Annotated in this window: 13 protein-coding genes and 1 pseudogene; 6 read left to right on the top strand and 8 right to left on the bottom strand. The window is 68.4% G+C overall.

Annotation, left to right across the window (positions count from 1 at the left end):
- Positions 1 to 17 precede the first annotated feature (17 nt).
- Complete coding sequence (locus QQM39_RS10370; RefSeq protein WP_301996404.1) at positions 18 to 377, top strand: DUF6256 family protein; 360 nt, start codon at positions 18 to 20, stop codon at positions 375 to 377.
- A gap of 14 nt (positions 378 to 391) precedes the next feature.
- Here the strand turns inward: QQM39_RS10370 and QQM39_RS10365 are convergent.
- Positions 392 to 1,294, bottom strand: a pseudogene (locus QQM39_RS10365) (amidinotransferase).
- Positions 1,295 to 1,664: 370 nt separating this feature from the next.
- The gene (locus tag QQM39_RS10360) at positions 1,665 to 2,747 is read right to left on the bottom strand and encodes a TerC family protein (RefSeq protein WP_301996403.1); all 1,083 of its coding nucleotides are present in this window, start codon (positions 2,745 to 2,747) and stop codon (positions 1,665 to 1,667) included.
- Between the two features lie 255 nt (positions 2,748 to 3,002).
- On the opposite strand from QQM39_RS10360, the gene QQM39_RS10355 reads away from it, so the two are divergent.
- The 5 genes from QQM39_RS10355 (at position 3,003) to recX (ending at position 9,115) form a co-directional block, all read left to right on the top strand.
- Positions 3,003 to 3,801, top strand: a protein-coding gene (locus tag QQM39_RS10355) for an IS5 family transposase (RefSeq protein ID WP_302003541.1) whose coding sequence is annotated in 2 segments (ribosomal slippage) — positions 3,003 to 3,343 and positions 3,342 to 3,801 — 801 coding nt in all. Because the reading frame shifts where the segments join, the coding sequence is not laid out codon by codon here.
- 1,250 nt (positions 3,802 to 5,051) lie between these two features.
- The gene (locus QQM39_RS10350; RefSeq protein WP_301996402.1) at positions 5,052 to 5,246 is read left to right on the top strand and encodes a DUF3046 domain-containing protein; all 195 of its coding nucleotides are present in this window, start codon (positions 5,052 to 5,054) and stop codon (positions 5,244 to 5,246) included.
- A gap of 60 nt (positions 5,247 to 5,306) precedes the next feature.
- On the top strand, positions 5,307 to 6,581 hold the full coding sequence (locus tag QQM39_RS10345; protein ID WP_301996401.1) for an AI-2E family transporter: 1,275 nt from the start codon (positions 5,307 to 5,309) through the stop codon (positions 6,579 to 6,581).
- A 425-nt stretch (positions 6,582 to 7,006) separates the two neighbouring features.
- Positions 7,007 to 8,128, top strand: a complete 1,122-nt coding sequence (gene recA, locus QQM39_RS10340) for a recombinase RecA (protein ID WP_301996400.1) — start codon at positions 7,007 to 7,009, stop codon at positions 8,126 to 8,128.
- A gap of 3 nt (positions 8,129 to 8,131) precedes the next feature.
- Positions 8,132 to 9,115, top strand: coding sequence for a recombination regulator RecX (gene recX, locus QQM39_RS10335; RefSeq protein WP_301996399.1), 984 nt, complete (start codon positions 8,132 to 8,134; stop codon positions 9,113 to 9,115).
- A 274-nt stretch (positions 9,116 to 9,389) separates the two neighbouring features.
- Here the strand turns inward: recX and QQM39_RS10330 are convergent, their stop codons facing one another.
- The 6 genes from QQM39_RS10330 to QQM39_RS10310 all read right to left on the bottom strand — a co-directional run bounded on the left by QQM39_RS10330 (position 9,390) and on the right by QQM39_RS10310 (position 14,378).
- Positions 9,390 to 9,824 carry a rhodanese-like domain-containing protein gene (locus QQM39_RS10330; protein WP_367669686.1) on the bottom strand — a complete coding sequence of 145 codons (435 nt, stop codon included), beginning with the start codon at positions 9,822 to 9,824 and terminating at the stop codon, positions 9,390 to 9,392.
- Between the two features lie 181 nt (positions 9,825 to 10,005).
- Positions 10,006 to 10,572 carry a cysteine dioxygenase gene (locus QQM39_RS10325; protein WP_301996398.1) on the bottom strand — a complete coding sequence of 189 codons (567 nt, stop codon included), beginning with the start codon at positions 10,570 to 10,572 and terminating at the stop codon, positions 10,006 to 10,008.
- Between the two features lie 94 nt (positions 10,573 to 10,666).
- Positions 10,667 to 10,753, bottom strand: coding sequence for a putative leader peptide (locus QQM39_RS46135; protein ID WP_313960178.1), 87 nt, complete (start codon positions 10,751 to 10,753; stop codon positions 10,667 to 10,669).
- A gap of 167 nt (positions 10,754 to 10,920) precedes the next feature.
- On the bottom strand, positions 10,921 to 12,603 hold the full coding sequence (locus QQM39_RS10320) for an FAD-dependent monooxygenase (protein ID WP_301996397.1): 1,683 nt from the start codon (positions 12,601 to 12,603) through the stop codon (positions 10,921 to 10,923).
- A gap of 177 nt (positions 12,604 to 12,780) precedes the next feature.
- Positions 12,781 to 13,707 (bottom strand): amino acid ABC transporter permease, encoded by a 927-nt coding sequence (locus tag QQM39_RS10315; protein WP_301996396.1) that lies wholly within the window; start codon positions 13,705 to 13,707, stop codon positions 12,781 to 12,783.
- Positions 13,704 to 14,378, bottom strand: a complete 675-nt coding sequence (locus QQM39_RS10310; protein ID WP_301996395.1) for an amino acid ABC transporter permease — start codon at positions 14,376 to 14,378, stop codon at positions 13,704 to 13,706. The genes QQM39_RS10315 and QQM39_RS10310 overlap by 4 nt, the downstream gene beginning before the upstream one ends.
- Positions 14,379 to 14,414 lie beyond the last annotated feature (36 nt).

The raw sequence follows: 14,414 nt of genomic DNA, 5'->3' as shown, positions 1-14,414 counted from the left end.
GCCACCGGGAGTCGGCCATGCTGCCCGTGTCCCTCAACATCACGCTCATGCTGAGCGGTTATCTGCTGGTCATGGGCTACCTCGGCCTCGGCCTGCTCATCATGCGCCGCCGCCCGATCCGACGCTGGAGACGTGCGCAACGCATCGCGCCGGCACCAGGCAGGCACGGCTGGCCCGCGCTGGTACGCCAGGTAGCGGGCACCGCGATCGGCGGATACGTGGTGCTGGTGGCTGTGGCGGTCGGCTATTACCACGGTGTCACCCGCCTGGGAGGCCAATTCCTCTTGAGCGCGGTAACGGGCCCAGCACTTCTGATCGGCCTCACCCTGCCCGCGTTCCTCTTGGCCTCGTGGGTCGCCACACGTCGACGCAAATAGGGCCGGCGGGCCGATCAGTCGAAGTGCGACTCAAGAGTGCCGCGACGCCGGATGTCGAGCGTCGCGCAGTGGAACGAGCCACCGAACGGCGCGTAGTGCAGCAGGTCGCACGGGATCGGCTCGAAGCCCCCGCTGCTCGAGCGCGCGCAGCATGCCGGTGTGGTGGCGTTCCGCGATCACCCTCTTCTCGTCCACCATCAGCACGTTCATGCTGAGCCGCTTTCCGCACATCGAGGTGACGCTCGGCAGGCGGTCGTCGATCGGATCGGGCTCGGGAGCAACCAGGATCCGCGCGCACGAAGTCCGCCGCGTCGAACACTAGCTCGAACTCGGTGAGGATGTAGCGCACGGGCTCGCCGGGTTCGGGCGCACGGAAACCTCGCTCGAACAGGGCGTCGGTGAGCTCCGGTTTCGGTGCCGCTGTCCAGCGCGCGCCGCGCCGGAAGTAGTCCTTGAGGATCGGGCGATAGGAGTGAGTCTCGAAGTACCGGCACGGCCATGCCATCGGGGTCTCGATGACCTCTTCGCCGATCACGAGCATGCTGTCGCGCGGACAGGTGTTGCAGAAACCGCGCGACGACCAGTGCGGGGTACCGAAGCGCTGCCTGTGGTCGACCATGTCGGGGCGCCGGACCGCGACGCCGAGGGATCGCAGGAGATCAACGAACTGTTCGAGTTCGTGCTGTGCCCGCTCGATCAGCACGCGCGGATACTTGAAGCCGCCTACCAGCCCCGGCAACCGCCCCGTCCAATGGTGGAACGTTGCAGGTCACAACCGGATGGCTGGAAGGGATCGTCGCGCCGTCGAGGCGACCGACGACGATCTCCTCCAGCGGATCCCACTCGTCATGTGAACTGACCGGCGAAACGGCACGTTCCCCAGCCTCGGCAGTCGCGGTCGACGACGCTGACATCATGTGCAGTCCAGAGGCCGCGCAGGGACGTCGTGGTCTGCTGCCGCCGTCACTGTGCGCCTCTGCTTCGCTGTGGTGCGTTCATTCATGAGCGTCGATCCACGTAGGTTCTGGGCGGAATGCTTCAGTGCTTTGGCGGGCTTTTGTACTCCGGCTCCTCCAGATACTCGGGGCAGTCAGGGTTGCGGCATGGGCCAGGGCCCCACACGGGCACAAAGATCCCGAGCGTCTTGTGCCGCTTCTTGATGGTCATGTCCAAGGAGTGCTTGCAGACCGGGCATGCAAGCGTCCCTTGCGGGGTCTTTTGCTTGGCTTTGCTCATTCTTTAACAATAGGCCGTTTGTGTGAGAAAAGGGATGGTCTGCTCACTTCGTCAAGGTGCGGCGTGGTCAGCGTGCCCGTCGGGTGGATCGTCTCGCTGAGCCGGCTCGGCCTGCGGGTCGCTGGCGGGCTGTGGGTTACTGGCAACCGTGTCTGGTCGCGGGGTTGGTTGCTCCTCCTCAGCGGCGGGGGCAACTGGGATCGGGACGGGGCGCAGCAGGCTGAGTACGACGGAGGCGGCCAGGACGACGACGATGACCGCGAGGCTGATCGGTGAGGGGATTTCCGGGATGTCGGGACTGATCAGCTTGTGGGATGCCTGGAGGATGAGCTTGATGCCGATGAAGGCCAGGATGATCGCGAGGCCCCTGTTGAGGTAGTGGAAGCGGTCCAGTAGCCCCGCCAGCATGAAGTACAGGGCGCGCAGGCCCAGGATCGCGAACGCGTTGCTTGTGTAGACGATGAAGGCGTCGTCGCTGACAGCCAGGACGGCCGGCACACTGTCGACCGCGAAGATCAGGTCCGCGGCCTCAATAGCGGCCACCACCGCGAGGAGCGGGGTGGCCACGCGCTTGCCGGCCTCCTTGACGAAGAACTTCATGCCCGCGTACTCGTCCCGCACGGGGACGACCTTGCGGAGCAGCCGCAGGGCGAAGCTCTTGCCGGGGTCGAACGTCTCCTCGTCGCCCTTGAGGAGCTTGTAGGTGCTGTAGAAGAGGACCGCGGCGAAGGCGAACAGCACCGCGGTGAAGCGGCTGACGACGGCGACGCCGAGGGAGAGGAAGATCCCGCGGAAGATCAGGGCACCCATCACGCCGAAGAACAGCACACGGTGTTGGTAGGCGCGGGGCACCTTGAAGTAGGCGAAGATCACCGCGAAGACGAAGAGGTTGTCCACCGACAGGCTCTTCTCCAGCAGCCATGCGGTGGTGTACTCGGTGCCGGCTGTTGTACCGAGGACGAGGAAGACGACGCCGGCGAAAACCAGAGCGAGACCCACCCAGAGCCCGCTCCAGGCGGCAGCTTCCTTGAAACCGATGACGTGCGCGGTGCGGTGGGCCAGCAAGTCGACCGCCAGCGACACCACCACCGTCGCGGCGAACGCTCCCCACAGCCAGAGCGGGACCTCAAGCACGCCGGTCACCCTCTCCGCGGCCCGCGCCGATACGCAGACCCTCATACAGGAGTCTGCGGCATCTCACCGCACCGGTCGACTCAGGCCGTCCAGCGCGGTGGCCGGTCGGCGTTCCCCGCGCTCGAGCCCCGTTGAGGGAACTGGATCCGAGTACGTCCAACGCCGAGCCGGGCACAGAGGACCTGTTTGCAGCCCTCGCCGCGCTTCTTAGAAGTCATCTCATTTGGCTGACTCGGTAGGCTGTAGCTCGTGGGGATCGTTGAGCGGCTGGTGCCGGATGAGTTGTGGGATTTGTTCCAGCGAGTGGTGCCAGAGGCTCCCTCGCGGCCTCAAGGAGGTGGCCGACGCCGCCATGGTGACCGGGAAGTGCTGGCCGTGATCGTGTTCGTGGCGACGTCAGGCTGCACGTGGCAGCAGTTGCCGTCCGCGTCGTTCGGGCCGTCGGGAGCGACGGCCCATCGGCGCTTTGCCGAGTGGACGAAGGCCAGGGTGTGGGCCAAGCTCCACCGCCTGGTCCTCGACGAGCTCGGCGCTCGCGGCGAGTTGGACTGGACCCGCTGCGCGATCGACTCCGTGAACATGCGGGCCCTGAAAGGGGGACCTGACGGGTCCGAATCCTGTCGACCGGGGCAAGTACGGGTCGAAGATCCACCTCATCACCGAGCGGACCGGTCTGCCCTTGTCTGTCGGAATCTCGGGGGCGAACCTGCACGACAGCCAGGCCCTGATCCCTCTGGTGAAGGGCATACCGCCAATCCGTTCCCGCCGTGGACGCCGACGTCGCAGGCCGGGCAAGCTCCACGCCGACAAGGGCTACGACTACTCCCACCTGCGTCGATGGTTACGCCAACGTGGCATCACCCACCGCATCGCCCGAAAGGGCATCGAGAGTTCGCAGCGACTGGGCCGCCACCGCTGGACCATCGAACGCACCATGGCCTGGCTCGCCGGCTGCCGCCGCCTCCACCGACGCTACGAGCGCAAAGCCGACCACTTCCTGGCCTTCACCAGCATCGCCTGCACCCTCATCTGCTACCGCAGACTCGCCAAATGAGATGACTTCTTATCCGCTGGTCCACGCCGCTCATGGTGCGTGGGCCCGGCGATGACCGTTTCCGCACCGAGTGGTTCGTCGTCGCCCTCCCCGCCCTGCTCCGCAGCAGGATGGCCGCGGATGCGTCATCGACGATGGGGGGCGAGTCGACGGCCGACCGTTCCAGGTGCGGGCGACCGGCTCGGACGTAGAGGTCAGCCCGCATGACGGCCGAGATCACGTGCCCATGGGAGCTCCGCGCACGCGGAGTTCAAGGCGCCCGACCCTACGATGCGGCTGTTGTGCTGACTCGGTTGTGGGACCTCTGGAGCCCTCACGGTGATTTGCTTCAGCACGTACTGTGAAAAAAGAGCGTCAATCCAGGAATCAGCGGGGAGTGTACTTCTCTTCGAGAAGCCATGATTCGTGATTGATTTCGGGTTCGACTCCCCTAGGTTCATTGGGCGGTCGGGTGGCGGGGAGCCAGGCCCCGCCACCCGACCATTGGACTTGGTTCGCCATCCAGACTCCATCGGCGTGAGCGGTGTTCCCTGTCGTGTTCCCATCGGAACAGGACAGGGGGTTCAGGCCGCTCCGGCGCGTTTCGTGAGCGCGGTGTGCATGCAAGCGGACGGAGGCACTGCGCTGCTTATCGAGCCAGGCGTACGTCTCGCATCGGATAGCGGACGGCGCCGCCGTCGAGCTTGATGTAAGCCGGGCCCTTGCCGTAATTCCGCCAGTTGCGCAGCGTCATGTCCGACACTGCGAGCAGCTCGGCTAGCTGCGAAGGTGCCAGCAATTGCCAAATTGTCGCGTGTTCGGTCACAGGTGTGGACCCGCCCAATCCAAGAGCCTCCAGAGGTGTCTGTATATCCTTTTGAAGGAGATCGTTTGAGTGGCTGCCTTCGAAAAAGACATAGTGGGTTGTGTCGGTGTACGTGTGGCAGGATTTTCGGGCGAGGAAGCCTGATAACCCCAGGACGGAGCCGTCGCGCGAGCTCGGCTTCCATGCCCTGCGCCACACCTGTGCCGGCGTCCAGCTCGAAGCCGGCGAGTCGATCGTCTCCCTCGCCCGCTGGCTTGGGCACGCCGACCCTGGCTTTACTCTGCGTACATACACGCACTTCATGCCCGACGCAGGCACGCGAGGTCGCGCCGCCATGGATGCTTGGTTCAGCGGGGAGGCGAACTCCCTGGAAACCCCCTGACGGTCATGCGGGGGTGTGAGGGGCAGGAAACGTGCAGGTCATTGCGGGTATGGAGCGGAATTCATGCGGTTGACGGTCTTCTGGGAGCGGATGGCGGATCACTTCGGTCAGGGATACGCCGACACCTTCGCGCGCGACCATGTGATGGCGGACCTCGGCGGGCGGACGGTGCACGAGGCGCTGGACGCCGGCTGGGAGGCCAAGGACGTGTGGCGTGTGGTGTGCGCCGTCATGAACGTTCCGGGGGAGAAGCGCTGACCGGTCACGAAGATCACCGGACGGCAGCCGGTTGTCGGTGGCGTGGGCGACACTTGCTCCGTGGCACGCACTGACGAGACCGGGCAGCTCGCCCGGCACGGATCCCCCTTCGGCACGACGCCGCCCATCCAGCCTCCGGGCGAGGGCGCCGCCGGGCCGAGCAGTCGCATGCCGCGCTGGCTGCCGCGGGCCATGGTGCTCGCGCTGGCGCTCGTCGGCGCGTTCCAACTGGGCAGCTGGGCCTTTCACCAGCTCACCGGGCTGCTGATCAACATCCTCATCGCATTCTTCCTGGCCCTGGCCATCGAGCCGGCGGTGAGCTGGATGGCCTCGCGTGGCATGCGTCGGGGCCTGGCCACCGGCATCGTCTTCCTCGCCGTGATCACCGTGTCCGCCGGGTTCGTGACGCTGCTGGGGTCGATGCTGGCGGGCCAGATCATCAAGATCGTCGAGGACTTCCCGAACTACCTCGACTCCGTCATCAACTGGATCAACACACACTTCAACACCGAGCTGCGCCGCGTGGACATCCAGGAAGGCCTGCTCCGTTCCGACTGGCTGCGCAACTACGTGCAGAACAGCGCCACCGGCGTCCTGGACGTGTCCGCCCAGGTCCTCGGCGGTCTCTTCCAGCTGCTGACGATCACGCTGTTCTCGTTCTACTTCGCCGCGGACGGCCCACGACTGCGCCGCGCGCTGTGCTCCGTACTGCCGCCCGCCAGGCAGGCCGAGGTGCTGCGCGCGTGGGAGATCGCCGTCATCAAGACCGGCGGCTACATCTACTCGCGCGGCCTGATGGCGCTCATCTCGGGCATAGCCCACTACATCCTGCTGGCGAGCGTGGACGTGCCGTACGCGCCCGTGCTCGCCGTGTGGGTCGGCCTGGTCTCGCAGTTCATCCCCACCATCGGCACGTATCTCGCGGGCGCCCTGCCCATGCTGATCGCCTTCGCGGTCGATCCCTGGTACGCGCTGTGGGTGCTGATCTTCGTCGTGGTCTATCAGCAGTTCGAGAACTATGTGCTGCAGCCCAAGCTGACCGCGAAGACCGTCGACATCCATCCCGCGGTCGCCTTCGGATCGGTCATCGCGGGCACCGCCCTCCTCGGCGCGGTGGGCGCCCTGGTCGCGATCCCGGCGATTGCCACGCTGCAGGCGTTCCTCGGTGCCTACGTGAAGCGGTACGACGTCACGGACGACCCGCGCGTCCACGGGCACCGGGGACGGGGCACAGGCGGCAGGCTGTTCACGCGCGCGCATGAGGTGTGGGCACGACGGCCGGGGAAGCGACCCCCGGCCGAGAAGGGGAGCTCCGGGGAGGGCTCCTCCGCCTGAGCCCGGCTGCGGGTGACGGAATCCGGGGTTGCAGGGGGGATGCGGTGGTGGGTCGCCGTGTCTCAGCTCGTCGGTCGCAGCGCTTCTGCTCGTTCTGTTGCTGGGGCTCGGGCACGAATGTGCCCGCTGGGCTGCCCGGTGCTCCGAGTGCCGGGGTCTCGTGCGTGAACGCCGCACTCGACCATCACCTTCGAGGACACGGGACACGTAGCCTCGAAGGTGCCCCGTGGTGCGCTTGACACGAAAATCGAACATCCATTCTCATGGAGGTTCCGGCGGGGCGCTCGGCGGGCAGTTCGCCACGGTTTCGATGGAGATGCGCCCGAGTTATCCACAGGCCGGACGGGCGTCGGGGCGCATTGTCAGTGGCAGGCGTTAGCGTCTTTGACGTGAAGCGATCGACTCAAGCAAACCGGGTGGAACCCATGGCAGGAACCGACCGCGAGAAGGCGCTCGACGCCGCGCTCGCACAGATTGAACGGCAATTCGGCAAGGGCGCGGTCATGCGCATGGGCGAGCGGCCGAACGAGCCCATCGAGGTCATCCCCACCGGGTCGACCGCACTCGACGTCGCCCTCGGCGTCGGCGGCCTGCCGCGTGGCCGTGTGGTGGAGGTGTACGGTCCGGAGTCCTCCGGTAAGACGACCCTGACCCTGCACGCGGTGGCGAACGCCCAGAAGGCCGGCGGCCAAGTCGCCTTCGTGGACGCGGAGCACGCCCTCGACCCCGAGTACGCGAAGAAGCTCGGCGTCGACATCGACAACCTGATCCTGTCCCAGCCGGACAACGGCGAGCAGGCGCTGGAGATCGTGGACATGCTGGTCCGCTCCGGCGCCCTCGACCTCATCGTCATCGACTCCGTCGCGGCGCTCGTCCCGCGCGCGGAGATCGAGGGCGAGATGGGCGACAGCCACGTCGGTCTGCAGGCGCGTCTGATGAGCCAGGCCCTGCGGAAGATCACCAGTGCGCTCAACCAGTCCAAGACCACCGCGATCTTCATCAACCAGCTCCGCGAGAAGATCGGCGTGATGTTCGGCTCCCCGGAGACCACGACCGGTGGCCGGGCGCTGAAGTTCTACGCCTCGGTGCGTATCGACATCCGTCGCATCGAGACCCTGAAGGACGGCACGGAGGCGGTCGGTAACCGCACCCGCTGCAAGGTCGTCAAGAACAAGGTCGCGCCGCCCTTCAAGCAGGCCGAGTTCGACATCCTCTACGGCCATGGCATCAGCCGTGAGGGCGGCCTGATCGACATGGGCGTGGAGCACGGCTTCGTCCGCAAGGCCGGCGCCTGGTACACGTACGAAGGCGACCAGCTCGGCCAGGGCAAGGAGAACGCCCGCAACTTCCTCAAGGACAACCCCGACCTGGCCAACGAGATCGAGAAGAAGATCAAGGAGAAGCTGGGCGTCGGCGTGCGTCCCCAGGAGCCGGCCGCCGAGCCGGGCGCGGACGCCGCGGTCTCCGCCACCCCCGACGACGCCGCGAAGACGGTGCCGGCGGCGGCCAAGGCGGCCAAGACCAAGGCCGTGGCAGCCAAGAGCTGACCCGTGACACGACGCACGGACTGGGCCGAGTACGCCGCCTACCCGGACGCTCCGCGTGAGCGGGCGAGAGGCGGCGACAGGGCCTCCTCCGGGACGGGCGGTCACGCCTACGGAGGGGACGCGGCCCATGACATGGACGGGGGGAACGACGGCATGGCGCCGTACGGCACGAGCGGGTCGTACGGGAGCTACGGGGGGCGCCGCAATGAGTCGGCCCCGGCGTATGGCGACGAGTCGGGCCTGAGGTACGGCAATGATCCGGGCCTGGCGTACGGCGATGCTCCGGGGCATGGCGCGGTGGACGGCGAAGCGTGGCCGGAGGGCGCAGGAGCGCCCGGCGGCGGCTCGCGCCGTAGCCGTGGTGGGGCCCGGGGCGCGGATGGCTCGGGCGGCTCACGCGGGCGTCGTCGGCGCGGCCACACAGACCAGTCCGGTGAGGACGGAGGCGCCTCTTCCTCGTCGAGGGCCGAGAAGGGGGCGCCCCCGGGGGACCCGGTGGAGCAGGCGCGGGCGATCTGTCTGCGTCTGCTCACCGGGACCCCGCGTACGCGCAAGCAACTCGCGGACGCCCTGCGCAAGCGGGAGATCCCGGACGACGCTGCCGAGGAGGTGCTGTCGCGGTTCGAGGAGGTCGGTCTCATCAACGACAGTGCGTTCGCGGACGCCTGGGTGGAGTCCCGGCACCACGGCCGGGGACTGGCTCGACGTGCGCTTGCCCAGGAACTGCGCACCAAGGGCGTCGACTCCACGCTGATCGACGCGGCCGTCGCCCAGCTCGATTCCGAGCAGGAGGAGACGACCGCACGCGAACTCGTCGCCCGCAAACTGCGCTCCACCCGTGGCCTCGACCGCGACAAACGCCTGCGCCGCCTCGCGGGCATGCTCGCCCGCAAGGGCTACCCCGAGGGCATGGCCCTGCGGGTGGTCCGACAGGCCCTGGAGGAAGAGGGGGAGGACACGGAGTTTCTCGGGGACGAGGGGTTCTGATCCCGGCGGCCTGCGGCCACGGCACCGTATAGGCGCTGGGTGGGCGAATAGGCCCTGAGGTGGGCGAGGGAGCCAGGAGCCGGGAGTCGGGAGCCAGGAGTCGGGGGCCGGGAATGCAGGATTCCGGCCCCGGACACGGTGGACGCGCGGGGGCGCCCATCGCGTTTGGGGCCGGGCAGTGATCACGCGGGCCTGTTGAGGCCGTCCGAGGTGGTCGACAAGGTCGTGAGTGAAGGGCGCGGCCCCGCTTCACTGCCCGCGAGCAACTGCTGGGCTAAGCCCCCGCTCCCGCCCCCGGCGTCACCGGAAGCCCCTCCGCCCGCCAAGCCTGGAACCCCCCGACCAGATCGGTCGCCCGGTGCAGCCCAAGTCGCCGTAGTGACTCGACCGCCAGGCTCGATGCGTAGCCCTCGTTGCAGATGACCACGGCCCGCAGGCCGTGACTCGTTGCCTCGGGGGCGCGATGGCTGCCCTGCGGGTCGAGCCGCCACTCGAGTTCGTTGCGCTCGACGACGAGGGCGCCGGGGATCAGTCCGTCCCGCTCGCGCAGGGCCGCGTACCGGATGTCGACCAGCAGAGCCTCACCGGCCTGGGCGGCCTCGTACGCCTCCCGTGGCTCGATCCGCGTGTACCCCGCGCGCACCCGCTCCAGCAGTTCGTCGATGCCGACCGGCCGGTCGGCATCGCCCTCCACGCCGCCCACGCCCACCTTCGACTCACTCCCGCCGACCGGCGGCTCACTCACGCCGCTCACCTTCGACTCGCCCCGCCGACCGACGGCTCCTCGGTCGACTGCTCCTCGCTCACGCCGTTCACACCGCTCGCCGTCAACTCACCCCCGCCGACCGGCCGTTGCCTCAAGCCGTACACCGAAGGATCCTCCGCTCCGCTCACTGCCAGTCCTCCGGACGCTCCACCTGCTCCAGGCGCAGGATCGGTCCGCTCCGGCTGAAGCGGCGGATCCGTGGCAGGGGCGGGTAGTAGACGTGAACGGAGATCGCATGCCGGTCGGCCGACTCGTTGAGGACCTCGTGCACATGGTGGCGGCCGAAGGAGCGGCCCTTTCCCGCCGGCAGCCGGCGTTCCCGGTCCACGTCGTCCGTCAGTTCCAACGTCTTCCAGCCGTCGGCGGGCAGCCGGACGGCGAGTGCGTTCTCCTTGAGCTCACCGGCCGCCGTAACGAAGGCCCCGACCGAGTCGGCGTGGTCGTGCCAGCCGGTGCCCGTCCCGGGCGGCCAGCCGATCAGCCAGGCCTCGCTGCCGCCGGGGCCCTCGAGCCGTACCCAGGTACGGCCCTCGGGGTCGAGCGGGAGCGAGGCGATCAAGTCGGCGTCGGCGGCAGTACGCCGTACGAAGTCGAAAAGGTCCGCCTGCGTCGGCGTGGAAACCGGCGTGGAGGTGGAGAGGGCCGCGGAAACCTGTTGAGAAGCGGCAACGGCGGCAGGGAATACAGACACGGGGACCGTCCTGATGAGAGTTCGCCAAGAGCGCGCGACAGCAGAGGCGACAAGGCGGCAGGCGTGGCGCGCGCGGAAGAAAAGGGGTGCGAGTTCAGCAGGACGGGCGACACACGCAGCCCGCATAGCGGACGAGGTCCATATGGACCCTCCGCCACAGGCGCACACAGGTGTCGGTCATGGTCGGGAGTACACCATGACGGTGCGAACCGGTCAACTCACTGTCACTATGCGGACCGCAGAGTGACAGTGAGTGTGCTGCCAGGGGAGTTCCCAGGTGGGTCCCCCGGTGAATTCCCACGCGGATTCCCAGGTGAGGACGGCCTCCGTACGACGGCATCAGCGGCATCAGCGTGAGCCGGCCGCAGCCCCGGCCTCCTCCGCCGTCGCCCCGGCCTGTGCCTTGACCGGGCCGCCCAGTGCTGCCTCGGCCGCCGCGTACAGCTCGGCCGGCCGCACCCCGCTCAACGCCGTCACCAGGTGCCCGTCGGGCCGCACCAGCAGGACCGAATGCGCCGCCGCCCCCGGATAGCTCTCCGCGACCAGCAACTCGGCCGGATACGGCAGTGCCGTCACCGCGGCGGCCAGCCGGGGCATGATCCCGGCGGTGGCCCAGTGCTTGCGGTCCCACACGCCCGTGCCCGGCGCGATCAGCACGACCAGCAGCGCGCCGCGCCCGAGCCGGTCCCGCAGTTGCACGAAGGAGCCGTCCTCCGCGGTGACCCGCACGTCCATGACCGGCGCCCCGCGCGGCGTGTCCACGGGGACCTCGCCCTCCAGGGACCGGGGCGCGAGCGGGGAGTCGGCGTACGTCCTCGGCGCACCGATCGCTCCCTGCCCGAGGTGGCCGTCCATCAGCAGCGCGTCATGGCCCCGGGCGGTGCCGGGGACGACCGCGCGCAGCCCTCCGCCACCGCGCAGCAGCGGCAGCGCCTGGTCGGCGGCGCGCAGCCGGGCGGCGACGGCCGCGCGCCGCTCCGCCTGGTAGCTGTCGAGCAGCGCCTCGTGCGGCCCGTGGTGCCAGGCCGGTGCCAGCTTCCAGGCGAGGTTGTCGGCGTCCCGCAGCCCCTCGTCCAGTCCGTGCGTGCCGAGCGTGCCGAGGCAGTGCGCCGCGTCCCCGGCGAGAAAGACGCGGCCCACGCGCCAGCGGCGGGCCAGGCGGTGGTGGACCGTGTGAACCCCGGTGTCGAGGAGTTCGTACGGCGGTGTCGTCCCGCCGGTCCATCCGGCGAGCGTCTCCCGGACGCGGGCCACCAGCATCTCGGGCGTGACCAGGTCCTTGCCCGGCGGCAGCAGCCAGTCGAGGCGCCACACCCCGTCCGGGAGCGGCCGTCCGGTGACCTCCCCGCCCGAAGGACCGGACGTCCGCCACGGCGGCATCCGATGGAGCAACGCTTTACCGTCCCAGGGAAGTTCCGCGCGCAGCGCGGCCACGGCGTGTCGCTCCACCGCTGTACGGCCGGGAAAGCGGATGTCCTCCAGCTTTCGTACGGTCGAGCGCTGGCCGTCGCAGCCCACCAGGTAACTGCCCCGCCACCAGGTGCCCTTGGGGCCGCGAGTGTGGGCGGTGACGCCCGAGGGCTCCTGCTCGATCGCGTCCAGGCGGCTGTCCACGACGACCTTGACGAGCCGTTCGCCGGTGAGGGCCGCGCGCAGGGCGTTGGTCAGCACGTGCTGGGGGATGTGCAGGGGGGCGGGGTTCCTGACGCTCCCAGGGCCCGTGAGGCCCCCAGGGTTCGTGACGTCCTCGCCCTCTTCCCTGGCGGCGTCGAACCTGACCTCGCGCATCACCTGCTTGCGCCGCATCGCCCGCCATCCGGCCCAGCGCGCCCCGGCCTCGGCGACCGGCACACCCGTGAGGCGCTCCATGAGGGCGGTGGTGTCCTCGCGCAGGACGGCGGTGCGGGCGAGGCGGGGTTCGTCCTTGCCGGGGCCCTCGTCGAGTACGACGGACGGCACCTCCTGACGGGCCAGCGCCAGGGCGAGCGTGAGCCCGACGGGCCCCGCTCCGACGATGATCACCGGATCCACGGCGCGGCGCCCCCTGCCCGCAGCGGTGTCCCGAAAGACGCAAGTGAACAGAAAGTTGGAGCAGGGTGCACGATCACAGAACGTATGCAACCCATTGCCGGTGCTTGCGTCAAGTGACGGAGGGCAGTGGCGATCATGCCACTGCCCTCCGTGTCGCTCATGTCACTTGACGGATCGTCAGGTGATGCCTCCGCCGGGAGCCGCGCCGCCGGCGCCCGTCCCGTAGGTGCCGCCCGTCGCCGCCGGGTTCAGCTCCTCCATGTCCTCGGCGCTGAGCACCGCGCCCGTGCTCTTCTTGCTGCGCCGCAGCCGCTTCTCCAGCCAGCTCGCGAAGCTGGTGAGGATGAAGTTGAGCACGATGTAGATGATCGCCACCACGACGAAGCTGGCGATGGGGTTGCCGTAGGCGGCCGCCAGGGTGGCGCGCGTGCTGAGCAGCTCGGTGAACCCGATCATCACGCCGCCCAGGGCGGTGTCCTTCACGATGACCACGAGCTGGCTGACGATGGCCGGCAACATGGCGGTGACGGCCTGCGGCAGCAGGATGATCCGCATCGTCTGGCTCTTGCGCAGGCCGATCGCCTTGGCGGCCTCCGACTGCCCCTTGGGCAGGGCGAGGATGCCGGCCCGGACGACCTCGGCGAGGACGCACGCGTTGTAGAGCACCAGGCCGGTGACGACCGCGTAGAGCTGCCGCTGTTCAGTGGTGAGGTTCGCCCAGCGGTCGTAGGCCTCGTTGGCGAACAGCATCAGCAGCAGGACCGGGATGGCCCGGAAGAACTCGACCACCCAGGCGGCCGGAAGCCGCACCCACAGATGGTCGGAGAGGCGTGAGATGCCGAAGACCGCGCCGAGCGGAAGGGCGATCACCATGGCCAGCGCTGCGGCCTTGAGCGTGTCGGCCAGACCCGGCAACAGGTAGGTCGTCCAGGCCTGGGACTCGGTGAACGGCTTCCACAGGGCCCACTCCAGCTGGTTCTTCTCGTTCATGGCGTCATAGACGAACCACACGAGGAGGGCCAGCAGGGCGAAGAAGGCCACCGAGATGAGCACATTGCGCCGCTTGGCGCGAGGGCCCGGGGCGTCATAGAGAACGGAGCTCATCGCTTCACCGCCAGTCGCTTGCTCAGCCAGCCGAGGACGAGGCCGGTGGGCAGGGTCAGTACCACGAAACCGAAGGCGAAGACGGCGCCGATGAGCAGCACCTGAGCCTCGTTCTCGATCATCTTCTTCATCAGGTAGGCGGCTTCGGCCACGCCGATCGCGGCCGCCACCGTGGTGTTCTTGGTCAGGGCGATCAACACGTTGGCCAGCGGGCCGATGACCGCACGGAAGGCCTGCGGCAGGATGATCAGCCGGAGGGTTTGACTGAAGGTCAGCCCGATGGCGCGGGCCGCCTCGGCCTGGCCGAGCGGCACGGTGTTGATGCCGGAACGAATCGCCTCGCAGACGAAGGCCGCGGTGTAGGCGACAAGACCGAGGATCGCCAGGCGGAAGCCCTGGACCTTGAAGTCGGTGGCGCCCATCGTCACGCCGAAGACATCGGCGAGGCCGAGCGAGGTGAAGATGATGATGACCGTCAGGGGGATGTTCCGGACGATGTTCACATAGGCCGTGCCGAACCCACGCATGAGCGGGACCGGACTGACCCGCATCGCGGCCAGAAGGGTTCCCCAGATCAGGGAACCGAGGCCGGAGATGACGGTGAGTTTCACCGTCATCCCGAAGGCACCCAACAGGGTTGGGTTGTCATAGTCAGAAAGAAAGTCGAACACGATCTCCCGCGCTTCCGGGTGGGTGGCGTATGTGGA

Source organism: Streptomyces sp. DT2A-34, assembly GCF_030499515.1.
Taxonomy (GTDB): domain Bacteria; phylum Actinomycetota; class Actinomycetes; order Streptomycetales; family Streptomycetaceae; genus Streptomyces.
Note: the sequence above shows the minus strand (reverse complement) of the source record. Positions and strands in the feature narration are given on the sequence as shown.